Source organism: Brevundimonas sp. (assembly GCF_041911375.1).
In the GTDB taxonomy this organism is placed as follows: domain Bacteria; phylum Pseudomonadota; class Alphaproteobacteria; order Caulobacterales; family Caulobacteraceae; genus Brevundimonas.
Genome location: NZ_JAYRPA010000025.1, coordinates 38,412 through 52,949, shown reverse-complemented (window position 1 = coordinate 52,949; position 14,538 = coordinate 38,412). Strand labels below are relative to the sequence as shown.

16 protein-coding genes and 1 tRNA gene are annotated in these 14,538 nt (G+C 68.2%); 5 read left to right on the top strand and 12 right to left on the bottom strand.

What is annotated here, in order from left to right; all coding sequences use genetic code 11:
- Window positions 1-32: 32 nt before the first annotated feature.
- Window positions 33-893: a pantoate--beta-alanine ligase gene (panC, locus tag ACE3PU_RS05265; protein WP_374387406.1), complete on the top strand. Its 861-nt coding sequence runs from the start codon at window positions 33-35 to the stop codon at window positions 891-893.
- Here the strand turns inward: panC and ACE3PU_RS05260 are convergent.
- From ACE3PU_RS05260 to ACE3PU_RS05210, 11 genes are all read right to left on the bottom strand, one after another.
- The gene (locus ACE3PU_RS05260) at window positions 890-1,648 is read right to left on the bottom strand and encodes a chorismate mutase (RefSeq protein ID WP_374387404.1); all 759 of its coding nucleotides are present in this window, start codon (window positions 1,646-1,648) and stop codon (window positions 890-892) included. The genes panC and ACE3PU_RS05260 overlap by 4 nt on opposite strands.
- A gap of 273 nt (window positions 1,649-1,921) precedes the next feature.
- Window positions 1,922-2,500: a prephenate dehydratase domain-containing protein gene (locus ACE3PU_RS05255; protein ID WP_374387402.1), complete on the bottom strand. Its 579-nt coding sequence runs from the start codon at window positions 2,498-2,500 to the stop codon at window positions 1,922-1,924.
- Window positions 2,501-2,663: 163 nt separating this feature from the next.
- Window positions 2,664-4,034, bottom strand: coding sequence for a class II 3-deoxy-7-phosphoheptulonate synthase (locus ACE3PU_RS05250; RefSeq protein WP_374387400.1), 1,371 nt, complete (start codon window positions 4,032-4,034; stop codon window positions 2,664-2,666).
- A 66-nt stretch (window positions 4,035-4,100) separates the two neighbouring features.
- Complete coding sequence (locus tag ACE3PU_RS05245) at window positions 4,101-4,241, bottom strand: hypothetical protein (protein WP_374387398.1); 141 nt, start codon at window positions 4,239-4,241, stop codon at window positions 4,101-4,103.
- Between the two features lie 223 nt (window positions 4,242-4,464).
- A tRNA-Pro gene (locus ACE3PU_RS05240) sits at window positions 4,465-4,541 on the bottom strand.
- A gap of 60 nt (window positions 4,542-4,601) precedes the next feature.
- Complete coding sequence (locus ACE3PU_RS05235) at window positions 4,602-5,024, bottom strand: MerR family transcriptional regulator (protein ID WP_374387396.1); 423 nt, start codon at window positions 5,022-5,024, stop codon at window positions 4,602-4,604.
- A gap of 5 nt (window positions 5,025-5,029) precedes the next feature.
- Window positions 5,030-5,338, bottom strand: coding sequence for an integration host factor subunit alpha (locus tag ACE3PU_RS05230; protein ID WP_249750520.1), 309 nt, complete (start codon window positions 5,336-5,338; stop codon window positions 5,030-5,032).
- Window positions 5,339-5,415: 77 nt separating this feature from the next.
- The gene (locus ACE3PU_RS05225; protein ID WP_374387393.1) at window positions 5,416-6,393 is read right to left on the bottom strand and encodes a beta-ketoacyl-ACP synthase III; all 978 of its coding nucleotides are present in this window, start codon (window positions 6,391-6,393) and stop codon (window positions 5,416-5,418) included.
- Window positions 6,390-7,466 (bottom strand): phosphate acyltransferase PlsX, encoded by a 1,077-nt coding sequence (gene plsX / locus ACE3PU_RS05220; RefSeq protein WP_374387391.1) that lies wholly within the window; start codon window positions 7,464-7,466, stop codon window positions 6,390-6,392. The genes ACE3PU_RS05225 and plsX overlap by 4 nt, the downstream gene beginning before the upstream one ends.
- Window positions 7,467-7,570: 104 nt before the next feature.
- Complete coding sequence (locus ACE3PU_RS05215) at window positions 7,571-8,089, bottom strand: DUF177 domain-containing protein (RefSeq protein ID WP_374387388.1); 519 nt, start codon at window positions 8,087-8,089, stop codon at window positions 7,571-7,573.
- A 3-nt stretch (window positions 8,090-8,092) separates the two neighbouring features.
- The gene (locus ACE3PU_RS05210) at window positions 8,093-8,617 is read right to left on the bottom strand and encodes a ubiquinol-cytochrome C chaperone family protein (RefSeq protein WP_374387386.1); all 525 of its coding nucleotides are present in this window, start codon (window positions 8,615-8,617) and stop codon (window positions 8,093-8,095) included.
- Between the two features lie 91 nt (window positions 8,618-8,708).
- Here ACE3PU_RS05210 and ACE3PU_RS05205 point away from each other — a divergent pair, with 91 nt between their 5' ends.
- A complete protein-coding gene (locus tag ACE3PU_RS05205; RefSeq protein WP_374387383.1) occupies window positions 8,709-9,188 on the top strand; it encodes an outer membrane protein assembly factor BamE in 480 nt (159 codons plus the stop codon).
- Window positions 9,189-9,295: 107 nt separating this feature from the next.
- On the opposite strand, the gene ACE3PU_RS05200 is transcribed toward ACE3PU_RS05205, so the two are convergent.
- Entirely contained in the window at window positions 9,296-11,443 is a 2,148-nt protein-coding gene (locus ACE3PU_RS05200) for a sodium-translocating pyrophosphatase (RefSeq protein WP_374387381.1), read from the bottom strand.
- Window positions 11,444-11,762: 319 nt separating this feature from the next.
- Between ACE3PU_RS05200 and hemA the strand changes: the two genes are divergently transcribed.
- From hemA to glyA, 3 genes are all read left to right on the top strand, one after another.
- Complete coding sequence (hemA, locus tag ACE3PU_RS05195) at window positions 11,763-12,998, top strand: 5-aminolevulinate synthase (RefSeq protein WP_374387379.1); 1,236 nt, start codon at window positions 11,763-11,765, stop codon at window positions 12,996-12,998.
- Complete coding sequence (locus tag ACE3PU_RS05190) at window positions 12,995-13,180, top strand: hypothetical protein (protein ID WP_374387377.1); 186 nt, start codon at window positions 12,995-12,997, stop codon at window positions 13,178-13,180. Before hemA ends, ACE3PU_RS05190 begins: the two co-directional genes overlap by 4 nt.
- Window positions 13,181-13,249: 69 nt before the next feature.
- On the top strand, window positions 13,250-14,533 hold the full coding sequence (gene glyA, locus ACE3PU_RS05185; RefSeq protein WP_374387375.1) for a serine hydroxymethyltransferase: 1,284 nt from the start codon (window positions 13,250-13,252) through the stop codon (window positions 14,531-14,533).
- Window positions 14,534-14,538 lie beyond the last annotated feature (5 nt).

Here is a 14,538-nt window from a genome sequence, read left to right as displayed (position 1 = left end):
CAGGCTTAAGCTGAAAGGTTAACCGCCCGATCATGACCGACGCCGCTCCCCTCCCCGTGGCCCGCACCGTCGCGAACCTGCGCGCCATCGTCGGCGACTGGAAACGCCAAGGCCTCAGCGTCGGCCTGGTTCCCACAATGGGCGCGCTCCACGAAGGCCATCTGACGCTGGTCCGCGAGGCCGCCCGCCGCACCGACCGCGTCGTCGCCTCCAACTTCGTCAATCCGACCCAGTTCGCCGCTCACGAGGACCTGGGCCGCTATCCTCGCCGCCAGGACGAAGACGCCCGGCTGCTGGAGGGCGCCGGCTGCCATCTGATGTTCGCCCCCGCTGCGCAGGAGATGTACCCGGACGGCTTCGCCACCAGCATCGCCGTCGCAGGCCCTGCCCTGGGCCTCGAGGGCGACGCCCGGCCCCAGATGTTCGGGGGCGTGGCCCTGGTCGTCACCAAGCTGTTCAACCAGGTTCAGCCGGATGTCGCCGTCTTCGGCGAGAAGGACTACCAGCAGCTGATGGTGGTGCGTCAGTTCGTGCGTGACCTGGACCTTCCGATCCAGATCGTCGGCTCCCCGACCGAGCGTGACGGCTGGGGCTTGGCCCTCTCTTCCCGCAACGCCTACCTGTCCGAGGACGAACTGGCGATCGCGCGTCGTCTGAACGGCGTGCTGGCCGAGGCCGGCGCCCGCGCATCCGCCGGCGAACCGATCGATGGCGTGGAGTCGGACGCCGCCGAGGCCCTGCTGCAGGCCGGCTTCGCCTCAGTCGACTATGTCGCCATCCGCCGTGCGGAAGACCTCGGGTCATTCGCCGGCGTCGTCGACGCGCCCGCCCGCATCCTGGCCGCGGCCTGGCTCGGGAAGACGCGCCTGATCGACAATATGGCGGTCGGCTAGCCGATTGCGCCCACGCAGCCTTCGGCCTCGCCCGGCGTCAGATCGGCGTCCGTCAGGGCGATGGTCCAGCCGTGGTGCGTGTTCAGACCCCAGCGGCGCGCGCCGCCGCCGTCGCCCGCATCGCCCCCTGCGGTGACGATCACGCGGCGGCCCTTCGGCAGCGCCGGCGGATCGATCTTGCCCACCGCCAGCGAGGTGGGCGTAGCGCCGCCATAGCCGTCGAAGACGCTCAGCATCGACCACTCGCGACGCAGGCCCATCCACCAGGCGTCGTCGGTGTTGATGGCCAGCACCGCCACCCCGTGCCCCTCGGCGGCGAAGGCCAGGGCCTTCTGCGGATCGCGCACCATCCTGATGTCGGCGGCCGCGCCGAAGCGCAGCCGGGCGCCGTCGAAGGCGCGGGTCGGCTCGATCGGCGCCCAGACCTGAACCTGCAGCCGGCCCTGGCGCGCCAGGCCCCAGCCGACGATCTCACGCCATAGGTGCTCGACGGCCTCGGCGTTCTCTGGGCTGGCCTGGGACAGCATGCGCGACAGAACGGTCTGCTCGCGGTCGGGGCGCAGCTTGGTGTGCGGGCCGGTCGGGGCGTCCTTGGCCCGGCCGACGGTGGCCGCGATGGCCAGGCGCTGCTCGAACAGCTTCAGGATCTGGTCGTCGATGCCGTCGATCTCGGCGCGCAGGGCGGCCAGCGCCTGCTGTTCGGGGGTCAGTTCGGCCACGTCAGGCCAGACCTGCTGAATGTTGGAATTGGGCATGGGTTTCGGCTTTCGGCATTCTGGAATTTCGATGTGCAAGGGCGAACAGCCGCTCTGATCCAGAGCGGTCGCCGGCGAGACGGTCAGGGACGGAGAGCGCCCGACGCCTCAGCCGGCGTATCGAAAGCCGTAGAAGCCGAAATAATAGCCGGCAGCCGCGCGCGAACGGTCAAAGGAAACAGCAAGGGTGCGCGAGCGGGACATGGGTCCGGGTCCGGTTATGCGGATCGTTGGCGATCCGTAGGGTCTAAAACACGCAAAGACCTTGCGCCGTCAACCCTCGGGAAGGCTCAGCAGGACGAAACGCGTCCGGTTATCGCTGGAATCCTGCAAATCGTTGCGCAGGATCGACAGTCCGTACACCTCCGCCGCATTGCGCGGCGCGATCGCCGCCTGGGTCGGATCGCCGGCCTCGGCCACGTCGCGCGCGGCGCCGGCGGTGTCGAAATGCTCGACCACGTTCAGGCGCATGCCCTTCAGCGTCTGTTCGCATTGCGCCAGGGCGATCGGGTGGCTCAGGACGATGCGCAGGTCGCCCACGCGTGCGCCTTCGATCCCCATCAGCGCGTGCCGGATCGGCCGCCAGGCCTCGGCCAGGATCTTCAGACCGGACTCGCGCACCAGCGTCGCCGCGGGCTCCACCGCGCCGATGGAAGAGTTTTCCACCGGGATCAGGGCGCAGTCGCAGTCGCCGGACTTCAGCGCGTCGATCGCCGCCTGAAAGGTCTCGAACGCCACCGCCTCGTCCCACGGACGAAGCGCCGTACAGGCTTCATGGCTGAACGCCCCCGGCGCGCCCTGATAGGCGACCCGGCCGGGCTTCTGGTCATTCCGGCTCGGGGCCTTGTCCATCTTCGTCACCCTCGGCTTGTCCCAAGGGCCCACCTCTCAGCATTTGCGGTCCCGAGCGGACGCCTCGCCTTCGACGACGACGCCCGGTCGGACCGCTCGTATCTGGGGCGCCGGGGGCCCTCGGGACAAGCCCGAGGATGACGGAATCTGATTCAGGCCAACGTCAGGCCGCGGCCGACCGCTGGATGCGCCCGGACTTCAGCCGCTCCGCCACCAGGAAGGCCAGCTCCAGCGCCTGGTCGGCGTTCAGGCGCGGGTCGCAGTGGGTGTGATAGCGGTTGGACAGGTCGTCCTCGGTCACGGCCTGGGCGCCCCCGATGCATTCCGTGACGTTCTGGCCGGTCATCTCCAGGTGGACGCCGCCGGGGTGCACCCCTTCCGCCTCCGCCACGTCGATGAAGGTCCGCACCTCGCTGAGGATCCGGTCGAACGGCCGGGTCTTGTAGCCGTTGCCGGCCTTCAGCGTGTTGCCGTGCATCGGGTCGATGGACCAGATCACCTTGCGGCCCGACGCCTTCACCTCGCGCATCAACTTGGGCAGGCGTTCGCCCACCTTGTCGTGCCCGAAGCGGCCGATCAGGGTCAGGCGGCCCGAAACATTGTCCGGGTTCAGGACGTCGATCAGCGGCAGCAGGTCGTCGGCCGTCATGGTTGGTCCGCACTTCACGCCGATGGGGTTCTTGATCCCCTTCATGAACTCGACGTGGGCGCCGTCCAGCTGGCGCGTCCGCTCGCCGATCCACAGCATGTGCGCCGAGGTGTCGAACCATTCGCCCGAACCGCCGTCCAGACGCGTCAGCGCGCTCTCGACGTTCAGCAGCAGGGCCTCGTGGCTGGTGAAAACCTCGACCCGGCTCAGGTCCGGATGCGTTTCCGGCGTGACGCCGACCGCCTCCATGAAGGCCAGGGCCTCGGTGATCTTGTCGGCCAGTTCGCGGTACTGCGCGCCCGCCGCATTGTCCCCGGCGAAGCCCAGCGTCCAGCGATGGATGTTGTACAGGTCGGCGTAGCCGCCGCCGGCGAAGGCGCGCAGCAGGTTCAGCGTCGAGGCCGACTGGTTGTAGGCGCGGATCAGCCGCTGGGGATCCGGCATGCGCTCCTCAGGCGTGAACCCCATGCCGTTGATGATGTCGCCGCGATAGCTGGGCAGTTCGACGCCGCCGATCTCCTCCAGCGGCGACGAGCGCGGCTTGGCGAACTGGCCGGCGATCCGCCCCACCTTCACCACCGGCTTGCGCCCGGCGAAGGTCAGCACGACCGCCATCTGCAGGATCAGGCGGAAGGTGTCGCGGATGTTGTCGGTCGAAAACTCCTTGAAGCTCTCGGCGCAGTCGCCGCCCTGCAGCAGGAAGGCGTCGCCCCGCTCGACCTGCGCCAGCTTCGACGTCAGGGTCCGCGCCTCGCCCGCGAAGACCAGCGGCGGCAGCGCGCGCAATTCGTCTTCCACGGCGGCGAGCGCCTTGGGATCCGGATAGTCCGCCGGCATGTGCAGGGCGGTCTTGGTTCTCCAGCTTTCGGGGGTCCAGCGTGTCATGGCGCAAGAATAGGGCTTAGCGCCCAGTCAAACAACGAAAACACGAACGGTTATTGCGCCGCCGCCTCAGTCCTCGGCCGGGGGCGCCTTTTCACCGGCGGCTTCGGCTTTCCGTTCAGCCTTCATCGCCGCCTTCTCAGCCGCCTTCTTGGCCGCCGCGCGCTCGCGTTCCTGGCGTTCGAAGCTGTAGTTCGGTTTGCGGGCCATCGGCGCCTCCATTCGTATCCACCCGCGCCAGATGGCGATGCGGACGGGCAGACACAACGGACGGATTCGTCGCAGGAAGCGACAGCCGACGGACGATTTCGACAGGGACTTCTCGGCGGCCTTGCCCGACCAGGCTTTGATCGCCCGCGCCTGCCCAAAGCCTGAATTGCTAAGGGGCCGCCCGAGAGCGACCCCTTCAACCAACCGTCTTCATTGGGGAAGATGGTCGGAGCGACAGGATTCGAACCTGCGACCCCTTGACCCCCAGTCAAGTGCGCTACCAGGCTGCGCCACGCTCCGAAGGCGCTCCCTATAGACGGGCGCCTCGCCCGCCGCAAACCCAAAAACCGGGTTTTCCACCTAGTGTGAAAGAACGGCGTCCAGACGGGCCCTGGCCTGCTCCAGATCGGCCAGCAGGGCGCGCAGCCGTGCGGCGTCGACGGGCGATTTCGCGCCTGCCGACGGCGTGGCGGCCGGTTCCGGCGACTCGCCCTCGTCGACCAGCACGGACGCCTCCGCGCCGAGAAGCCGCTTGAGCCCCTGGTCCTTGTGCAGGCGCTGCACGCCGCGAATCGTCAGCCCGTCGTCGTGCAGCAGCCGCTTGACGGCCTTCAGCACCGCGATGTCCGCGGGACGATAGAAACGCCGCCCGCCCGCCCGCTTCACCGGCGTGACGAAGGCGAACTTCGTCTCCCAGAAACGCAGCACATGCTGCGGCGCGCCGACTTCCTCTGCGGCCTCGGAGATGGTGCGGAAGGCGTGGGCGCTCTTGGTCGAGGCCACGGCGATCAGTCCTCCAGGACCGCGTCGTGAACCCTGCCCTTCATGATCTGCGAGGCGCGGAAGCTGATGACGCGGCGCGGGCTGATCGCCGCCGGCTCGCCGGTCTTGGGATTGCGGCCCATGCGGGCGCGCTTTTCGCGCACCTGAAAGACGCCGAAGCCCGACAGCTTGACCGTCTCGCCCCGTTCCAGCGCGTCGACGATCAGGTCCAGGGTGCGCTCGACCAGTTGCGAGCATTCCTGACGCGACAGTCCGACTTCCGCGTGAACCGCCTCGCAGAGATCCGCGCGCGTGAGGGTCTGCTGTCCAGCCATGGCGACCGCCTCCCTGATTGCCTTGCGCCTCATAGAGACGCGAAATCCGTCAGAAATCAATGGGCCGGACGACGATCCTACAGCCGCAACGCGCAGGCGCCCCAGGTCAGGCCGCCGCCCATCGCCTCCAGCAGGATCAGGTCGCCCTTCCTGATCCGGCCATCCTGGATCGCGGCGTCCAGCGCCAGCGGGATCGAGGCCGCCGAGGTGTTGGCGTGCAGCGCCACGGTCGAGATCACCTTGTTCTCGTCCAGGCCCAGCCGGTCGCCCACGCCCTTGATGATGCGCTGGTTGGCCTGGTGCGGCACGAACCAGTCCACATCGGCGATTTCGACGCCCGCGGCGGCGCAGGCGGCGGTGATGCCCTCGGCGATGTTGACCACCGCATGGCGGAAGACCTGGTTGCCGGCCATGCGCAGATGGCCGACCGTCCCGGTCGAGGCCGGGCCCCCGTCGACGTAGAGCAGGTCGGTCTTCGTCCCGTCGGCGCGCAGGGCGAAGCCCAGCATCCCCTGGTCGGCGGCCGTCCCCTGCCCCTCGCGCGGCTCCAGCACCACGGCGCCGGCGCCGTCGCCGAACAGGACGCAGGTCGTCCGGTCGGTCCAGTCCATCAGCCGGGTCATCTCCTCGGCGCCGATGACCAGGGCGCATTTCGACAGGCCGCGCGCCACGAAGCCGTCGGCGACGCTCAGCGCATAGACGAAGCCCGAACACACCGCCTGCACGTCGAACGCCACGCCCACGGGCGCGCCCAGCTTGCGCTGAACGATGGACGCCACGGCCGGAAAGGTCATGTCGGGCGTGGTGGTGGCCACGATGATCAGATCGATGTCGGCCGCCGTCTTGCCCGCGTCGATCAGCGCCTTCTTGGCCGCCTCGACGGCCAGGTCGCTGGTCGGCTGGTCGTCGCGCGCCTTGTGGCGCTGCTTGATGCCGGTGCGCTCCTGGATCCACTCGTCGGAGGTGTCGACGATCTTGGACAGGTCGGCGTTGGTGACGATCTGCTCCGGCAGGAAGGAGCCGACGCCGGTGACGGCGCTGCGGGTGACGCTCACTGAAGGACCTCTCCGGCGGGGGCGGCCGAGGGCGCGGCGTGGTCGAACACGGCGTCCAGCTTGCCCAGGTTGGCGCCGACCTTGGTCATGTAGTCGCTGCGGGCCAGGTCGACGGCGATGCGGATGGCGTTGCCGAAACCCTTGGCGTCGGCGCCGCCGTGGCTCTTCACCACGATGCCGTTCAGGCCCAGCAGGGGGCCGCCGTTGATGGCGCTGGGGTCGATCTTCTCGCGCATCTTCCTCAGCGCCGGCATGGCGATGACCGCACCCAGCTTGGCCTGCAGGTTCGAGGTCAGCGCCTCGCGCAACAGGGCCGAGACGTAGCGCGCCGTGCCCTCGGCGGTCTTCAGGGCGATGTTGCCGGTGAAGCCGTCGGTGACGACGACGTCCACCGTGCCCTTGGCGATGTCGTCGCCCTCGACGAAGCCGCGATAGTTCAGGTCGAACGGGCCGTCGCGCAGGATCGCGTGCGCCTCGCGCACCTGCTCGTTGCCCTTCATGTCCTCCGAGCCGACGTTCAGCAGGCCGATGGTCGGGCGCGCCACGCCGTGAACCGCCGTCTGGAAGGCCTCGCCCATGATGGCGAATTCGACCAGCTGCTCGGCGTCGCTGCCGATGTTGGCGCCCACGTCCAGCACCGCCGTATGGCCCTTGAAGGTCGGCCAGCTGGCCACGATGGCGGGTCGCTCCAGACCCGGCGCGGACATGCGCAGGATCAGCTTGGAGATGGCCATCAGCGCGCCGGTGTTGCCGGCCGAGACGACGCCGCCGGCCTCGCCCGCCTTCACCGCCTCGATGGCGTTCCACAGGCTGGAGCCCTTGCCCCGCCGCATCGCCTGGGCGGGCTTTTCGTCCATGGCCACGACCTTGTCGGTATGCCGGATTTCACAGGTGTCCGCCGTCAGGCCGCAGCGGGCGAGCTCGGCTGAAATCCTCGTCTCGTCGCCGTGCAGCAGAAAGCGGACGCCTTCGCCGCCGTGCTCGCGAATGTAGCTGCGGACGCCCGGCACGATGACGGATGGCCCGTGATCGCCGCCCATGGCGTCAAGCGAGATCGTTACTGGGGCTGGCAAATGGACCTCGTGTGGCCGCGTCGTCTTGTCGCGACGCTTGATATGGGGCGCGGGACGATAGCGCCTAGGCCGGGGGATGCAACCAACCGGCCGTTAGGTCAACCTTAGCCCTGTTCGTCGCGCGGCTTCAGGGCCTTGAGTGCGGCGAAGGGCGAAATCTCCGCCGGCTCCTCCGGCTGGACGAATGCGGCGCCCGGCTTGCGCGGGAACGGGTCGAGCGACAGCGCCAGCTGTTCGACCGCATACTGCCCCAGGTCGATCTTGCCGTCCTCGATGGGATCGACGTCGTCCTCGTCCTGGGTCACCTCGATCTCGTCGGCCTCCTGCGGCGCCGATTCGACCAGTTGGATCGAGAAGCGGCGGTCCACCTCCGCCGGCAGCGGCTCCAGCGTCAGGCCGCAGGTCTGCACCGCATGGGCCGTCACCCGCCCCTTCAGGGTCCAGGCGCTGGACGACGGCGTCGGCGCCAGATCCAGCTCCGCGACGAAGTCCTCCAGACCCTGGAGGTCCAGCGCGCGGGCGATTCGCTTGCGCGCGTCCGCGTCGGGTTCCAGCCTGCGCTGCAGGCCGGCGCCGATCTGATTGATCCGCACGATCTCGCTGTAGGGGGGCGTCACGCTCATGGATCAGATCTCCGCCCAGGCCGGCCGCGCCAGCACGTCGTTGAATTCCTGCGCCGCCAGACCCGCCCGCGCCGCCAGGGCGTAGCGCGCCAGGGCGGGCGCATGTTCCGCCTCCGCCGCGCCATAGACATTGCGCGCCAGGGCGTCCGACAGGGCGGACGCGTCCGCGCCCCGCAGGGGCTGTTCATAGGCGGTCATGCGTCCGTACAGGGCCTCGCCCAGCTTGCGCATCTTCTTGCCCACCGAGATGTCGCCCACGCCCTCCTCGCGCAGCGCGTGGTCCAGCGCCGAGACATAGACGTCGAACAGCGCCTGCGCCGTCTCCTGCCCCCGCACCGTGTTCTCGTCGCGCAGCCTCAGCACCATCAGCAGGACGTGAAGCGTATAGAGCTCGAACCGCGCGTCGATCCGGTCGGCCACGCCCAGGCGCGTGTAGAAGGCGGGGTTGCGCGCCTGCGCCACCGCCAACGCATAAAGTTCGTCGCCGATGCGGGCGCCGGGTCGCGGTTTGAACAGGTTCTTGAGCATGGTTTCGGACGGCCCCTTTTATGCCGCGTCGTTGAACTAGGACGCGGGTCCGTCTAGGTCAAAGACCTTGTTCTCTCGCAGGCGCCCGATCATGTCCCGTTTCGCCCCGCTCCTCGTCGCCGTTTCGCTGGCCGGCCTGTCCGCCGCCTGCGCGCCGACCATCGGCAACAACGGCTTCCAGGCCATCGACGCCAAGCCCCAGGACGTCGTCGCTGGCACGGACACCAAGGAGACGGTGCTGGCCAAGCTGGGCTCGCCGTCGACCACCTCGACCTTCGAACCGGATCAGGTCTGGTACTACATCAGCCAGACCACCGAGAAATACACCTACAACCGCCCGGTCATCTCGCAGCGGACCGTGACCGAGATCACGTTCGAAGAGGGCGGCGACAAGGTCGCCGGCGTGCGCACCCTGGGCATGACCGACGGCCAGCAGATCGCAATGAACGAGAACGAGACCCCCACGCGCGGCCGTTCGCTGACGGTCCTGGAACAGCTGCTGGGCAACGTCGGCCGCGGCCAGCTGCCCCGCACCGAGGAAGACGTCCCCGGCCAGCGCCGCCCGGACTAGTCCGCCTCCGGCCTCAAGCCGCAAGCGACCGCGTCGCGCGCACAGGCCACAAAAAGAAACGCCCCGGAGATCGCTCTCCGGGGCGTCTTTCGTTTCGCGGCTTGCGATCAGCCGACCGTGCCGCTGGCCAGCACCGCCAGCAGCAGCAGGGCCACGATGTTGGTGATCTTGATCATCGGGTTCACCGCCGGGCCGGAGGTGTCCTTGTAGGGATCGCCGACCGTGTCGCCGGTCACCGCGGCCTTGTGGGCCTCGGAACCCTTGCCGTGAACCACGCCCGCCTTGTCGGTGAAGCCTTCCTCGATCACCTTCTTTGCGTTGTCCCAGGCGCCGCCGCCCGAGGTCATCGAGACGGCGACGAACAGGCCGGTGACGATGACGCCCATCAGCATGGCGCCCAGGGACGCGAAGGCGTTGGCCTTGTCCGAGATGGCCAGCACGGCGACGAACAGCACGATCGGCGACAGCACCGGCAGCAAGCTCGGCACGATCATCTCGCGGATCGCCGCCTTGGTCAGGATGTCGACGGCCCGGCCGTATTCCGGCTTGGTCTGATAGGTCATGATGCCGGGGTTCTCGCGGAACTGGCGGCGGACCTCGGCCACCACGGCTTCCGCGGCGCGACCGACCGCCATCATCGACACGCCGCCGAACAGGAAGGGCAGCAGCCCCCCGAACAGCAGGCCGACCACGACATAGGGGTTGGTCAGGTCGAAGGCGATCGGCCCCATGTCGGCGAAGAAGGGATAATCCGCCGGATTGGCCGAGAAGTACTGCAGGTCCGACGTATAGGCCGCGAACAGCACCAGCGCGCCCAGACCCGCCGAGCCGATGGCGTAGCCCTTGGTCACCGCCTTGGTGGTGTTGCCCACCGCGTCCAGGGCGTCGGTCGAGTGCCGCACTTCCGAAGGCAGGCCCGCCATTTCGGCGATGCCGCCGGCGTTGTCCGTCACCGGACCGAAGGCGTCCAGCGCCACGATCATCCCCGCCACGCCCAGCATGGTCGTGGTGGCGATGGCGATACCGAACAGCCCCGCCAGCTGGAAGCTGGCGATGATGCCGACGATGATCGTCAGGGCCGGAAGCGCAGTGGCCTCCAGCGACACGGCCAGGCCCTGGATGACGTTGGTGCCGTGGCCGGACACCGAGGCGTTGGCCACCGACCGCACGGGACGGAAGTTCGAGCCGGTGTAGTATTCGGTGATCACCACGATCGCCGCCGTCACCGCCAGGCCGACCATGCCGGACCAGAACAGGGCCATCGGCTGGATCTCCAGGCCGCCGACCGTGACGATCGGACCCGTCACCATCTGGTTGATCACCCAGAAGACCGCCCCGATGGACAGCACGCCGGTGACGATCAGGCCCTGATACAGCGCCCCCATGATGTTGTTCGACTTGCCCAGCCGCACGAAGAAGCTGCCGATGATCGAGGTGACCACGCACGCGCCGCAGATCGCCAGCGGCAGGGCCATCATCACGCCCACATAGGGCTGGTCGCGGAAGAAGATGGCGGCCAGCACCATGGTCGCCACCGTCGTCACCGCATAGGTCTCGAACAGGTCGGCGGCCATGCCGGCGCAGTCGCCGACGTTGTCGCCCACATTGTCGGCGATGGTGGCGGCGTTTCTGGGATCGTCCTCGGGAATGCCCGCCTCGACCTTGCCCACCATGTCGCCGCCCACGTCGGCGCCCTTGGTGAAGATGCCGCCGCCCAGTCTGGCGAAGATGGAGATCAGAGAGGCGCCGAAGCCCAGCGCCACCAGACCGTCGATCACCTCGCGGCTGGTCGGGTCCAGCCCCATGTGATGGGTCAGCACGATATAGTAGCCGGACACGCCGATCAGCGCCCCGCCCGCCACGAACATGCCGGTGATGGCGCCCGAGCGGAACGCCAGGTTCAGCCCCTTGGCCAGGCTCTCGGACGCCGCCTGCGCGGTGCGGACGTTGGCGCGCACGGAAATCAGCATCCCCGCATATCCGGCGGCGCCGCTGAGCACCGCGCCGATCAGGAAGCCGACCGCCGCATAGGGGCCGATCAGGAAGAAGGCGGCGATCAGGATCACGATCCCGACCAGGCCGATGGTCATGTACTGCCGCTTCAGATAGGCCGAGGCACCTTCCTGGATGGCAGCCGCGATTTCTCGCATCTTGTCGTTGCCGGCGCTGGCCTTCATCAGCACGCCGGTCTGGACGGCGCCGAACAGCACCCCCAGAACGCCGGCCGCGAAGGCGAGCGAAAGATAAATGGTCATTGGCGTTTCCATGCCCTTGCAAAGTAAAGCGCACGGACCCTTGGCGCGGCGGGCGTTATCGCCTCTATCCGCCTTCCGGTCCCCCCGAGCGCGGCGGACGCACAATCGCGTCCCTTTGGGAATTGCCGGGCGAGCGTGTCATGCGGCGAAAGCTGGCGCAACGGGGGTATTCAAGCTTGGCCGGCCGCAGATTCGCCTCCCCCGCCGCCTCCTGAGAACCGTTATCAATTAAGGCTTTGGACGTTTTGTCCATGCCCCGGACATGGACAAGCCCGGCTTGCGGGCGCAAATACCGTTCAACATCGCCATAAGCGAAAGAATGCGTCTGTTGTTCGACTATAAGGCCGCCTTTCAGAACTCCGTCGAACAGGTCCGCAGCGAGGGACGCTATCGTGTCTTCGCGGACCTGAAGCGCGTGCGCGGCCAGTTCCCCAAGGCGGTGCGGCGGCGCGAGGACGGGTCCGAGCAGGACGTCGTCATCTGGTGCTCGAACGACTATCTCGGCATGGGCCAGCACCCGGCGGTGCTGCAGGCCATGAAGGACGAGATCGACGCCGTGGGCGCCGGGGCCGGCGGCACCCGCAACATCTCGGGCACCACCCGTTCCGCCGTCGACCTGGAGGCCGAGCTGGCCAGCTGGCACCAGAAGGAAGCGGCGCTGCTGTTCACCTCCGGCTATGTCGGCAACGAGGCGACGCTGTCGACGCTGCAGAAGATCCTGCCGGGCCTGATCACCTTCTCCGACTCTCTGAACCACGCCTCGATGATCGCCGGCATCCGCCACGGCGGCGGCGAGCGGCACATCTACAAGCACAATGACCTGGCGCACCTGGAGGCCATGCTGGCGGACGCCCCGGCGGACGCCCCCAAGCTGATCGCCTTCGAGAGCGTCTATTCGATGGACGGCGACATGGCCGACCTGGCCGGGACGATCGCCCTGGCCAGGAAGTACGGCGCCCTCACCTATCTGGACGAGGTCCACGCCGTGGGCCTGTACGGCGAAACCGGCGCGGGCGTGGCCGAGCGCGACGGCGTGCTGGACCAGATCGACATCATCGAATGCACCCTGGGCAAGGCCGTCGGCGTCATGGGCGGCTATATCGCCGCCGACGCCGTGATCATCGACGCGGTGCGCAGCTGGGCCTCGGGCTTCATCTTCACCACCTCCCTGCCCCCGGCCCTGACGGCGGGCGCCCTGGCTTCGGTGCGCCACCTGAAGGCCCATCCCGAGCTGCGCGCCCAGCACCAGGAACGCGCCGCCACGCTGAAGGCCCGCTTCGCCGCCGCCGGCATTCCGGTAATGGAAAGCGAGAGCCACATCGTGCCGGTGCACGTCGGCGATCCGGTCCACTGCAAGATGATCTCGGACATGCTGCTGGACGAGTACGGCGTCTATGTTCAGCCGATCAACTATCCGACGGTGCCCAAGGGGACCGAGCGCCTGCGCTTCACCCCCTCGCCGAACCACACCGACGCCATGATGGACCACGTCGTCCAGGCGATGGACAAGCTGTTCGCCCACTGCAACGTGGCGCGGCGTCCGGTCGCCGCTTGAGCGGCGACGCCGATCTCGGCGAGGTGATCGTCGAGTTCACCCGCAACGGTCCCTACGTCAAATGCTCGGCCATCCACGTGGCCACCGGCCGCGAGGTCAGCGCCATGGGTCCGGTCAACGAACCCAAGGCGGTCGAGCGCGTGGCGATCGCCAAGCTGAGGCGGGCGTTGGGCGCGTCCTGACCACAAGATGTTGTGGTCGGCCCCGCTGGGGACTAGATAGGCGGCCTTCTGATTTCCGGGGATTTCAGCGTGACCGCCTTCACCCACGACGCCTATTTCACCAAGACCCTCGCCGACGCCGATCCGGACGTCTTCAAGGGCATCCAGGGCGAGTTGGGCCGCCAGAAGGAACAGATCGAGCTGATCGCCTCCGAGAACATCGTCTCCAAGGCGGTGCTGGATGCGCAAGGCTCTGTCCTGACGAACAAATACGCTGAGGGCTATCCCGGCCGCCGCTACTACGGCGGCTGCGAATACGTCGACGTCACCGAGGACCTGGCCCGTGAGCGCGCCAAGCAGCTGTTCGGCGCCGCCTTCGCCAACGTCCAGCCCCACTCGGGCGCCCAGGCCAACCAGGCGGTCTTCTTCACCCTGCTGCAGCCGGGCGACACCTTCCTGGGCATGGACCTGGCCTGCGGCGGCCACCTGACCCACGGCTCCCCGGCCAACCAGTCGGGCAAGTGGTTCCGCCCCGTCACCTACAAGGTCACCGAAGACACCCATCTGATCGACTATGACCACGTCGCCGAGATGGCCGAGCGTGAGAAGCCCAAGCTGATCCTGGCCGGCGCATCCGCCTACAGCCGCCACATCGACTTCAAGCGCTTCCGCGAGATCGCCGACAGCGTCGGCGCCTATCTGATGGTCGACATGGCCCACTATGCGGGCCTGATCGCCGGCGGCGCCTATCCCGATCCGATCCCGCACGCCCACGTCGTGACCACCACGACGCACAAGACCCTGCGCGGCCCGCGCGGCGGGATGATCCTGTCCAACGACGCGGACCTGGGCAAGAAGATCAACTCGGCCGTCTTCCCCGGCCTGCAGGGCGGCCCGCTGGAGCACGTCATCGCCGCCAAGGCCGTGGCCTTCGGCGAGGCGCTGAAGCCCGAGTTCAAGCTCTACGCCCAGCAGGTGGTCAAGAACGCCCAGGCCCTGTCCGGCGTGCTGATCGAGCGCGGCCTGGCCATCATCTCGGGCGGCACCGACAGCCACCTGGCCCTGGTCGACCTGCGACCCAAGGGCGTGACCGGCAAGGCGACCGAGCACGAGCTCGAAAAGGCGCTGATGACCTGCAACAAGAACGGCGTGCCGTTCGACACCGCCCCCTTCACCGTCACCTCGGGCGTCCGCCTGGGCACGCCCGCCGGCACCACGCGCGGCTTCGGCGAGGAAGAGTTCAAGCAGATCGGTCACTGGATCGCCGACGTCGTCTCTTCGATGAACGGCGGCGACGAGGCCGATCCGGCCGTGGTCGCGGGCGTGGCGGCGCAGGTGCGCGAGCTGACGCACCGCTTCCCCATCTACGGATAAGCCGC

Bases quoted from the DNA above. Each gene is read 5' to 3' on its own strand.
- ACE3PU_RS05210 (WP_374387386.1), bottom strand. From the start codon at position 8,617: ATGCTCAAGAACCTGTTCAAACCGCGACCCGGCGCCCGCATCGGCGAC.
- ACE3PU_RS05245 (WP_374387398.1), bottom strand. From the start codon at position 4,241: ATGGCCCGCAAACCGAACTACAGCTTCGAACGCCAGGAACGCGAGCGC.
- ACE3PU_RS05200 (WP_374387381.1), bottom strand. From the start codon at position 11,443: ATGACCATTTATCTTTCGCTCGCCTTCGCGGCCGGCGTTCTGGGGGTG.
- ACE3PU_RS05205 (WP_374387383.1), top strand. From the start codon at position 8,709: ATGTCCCGTTTCGCCCCGCTCCTCGTCGCCGTTTCGCTGGCCGGCCTG.
- hemA (WP_374387379.1), top strand. From the start codon at position 11,763: ATGCGTCTGTTGTTCGACTATAAGGCCGCCTTTCAGAACTCCGTCGAA.
- ACE3PU_RS05250 (WP_374387400.1), bottom strand. From the start codon at position 4,034: ATGACACGCTGGACCCCCGAAAGCTGGAGAACCAAGACCGCCCTGCAC.
- ACE3PU_RS05255 (WP_374387402.1), bottom strand. From the start codon at position 2,500: ATGGACAAGGCCCCGAGCCGGAATGACCAGAAGCCCGGCCGGGTCGCC.
- ACE3PU_RS05260 (WP_374387404.1), bottom strand. From the start codon at position 1,648: ATGCCCAATTCCAACATTCAGCAGGTCTGGCCTGACGTGGCCGAACTG.
- panC (WP_374387406.1), top strand. From the start codon at position 33: ATGACCGACGCCGCTCCCCTCCCCGTGGCCCGCACCGTCGCGAACCTG.
- ACE3PU_RS05215 (WP_374387388.1), bottom strand. From the start codon at position 8,089: ATGAGCGTGACGCCCCCCTACAGCGAGATCGTGCGGATCAATCAGATC.
- ACE3PU_RS05230 (WP_249750520.1), bottom strand. From the start codon at position 5,338: ATGGCTGGACAGCAGACCCTCACGCGCGCGGATCTCTGCGAGGCGGTT.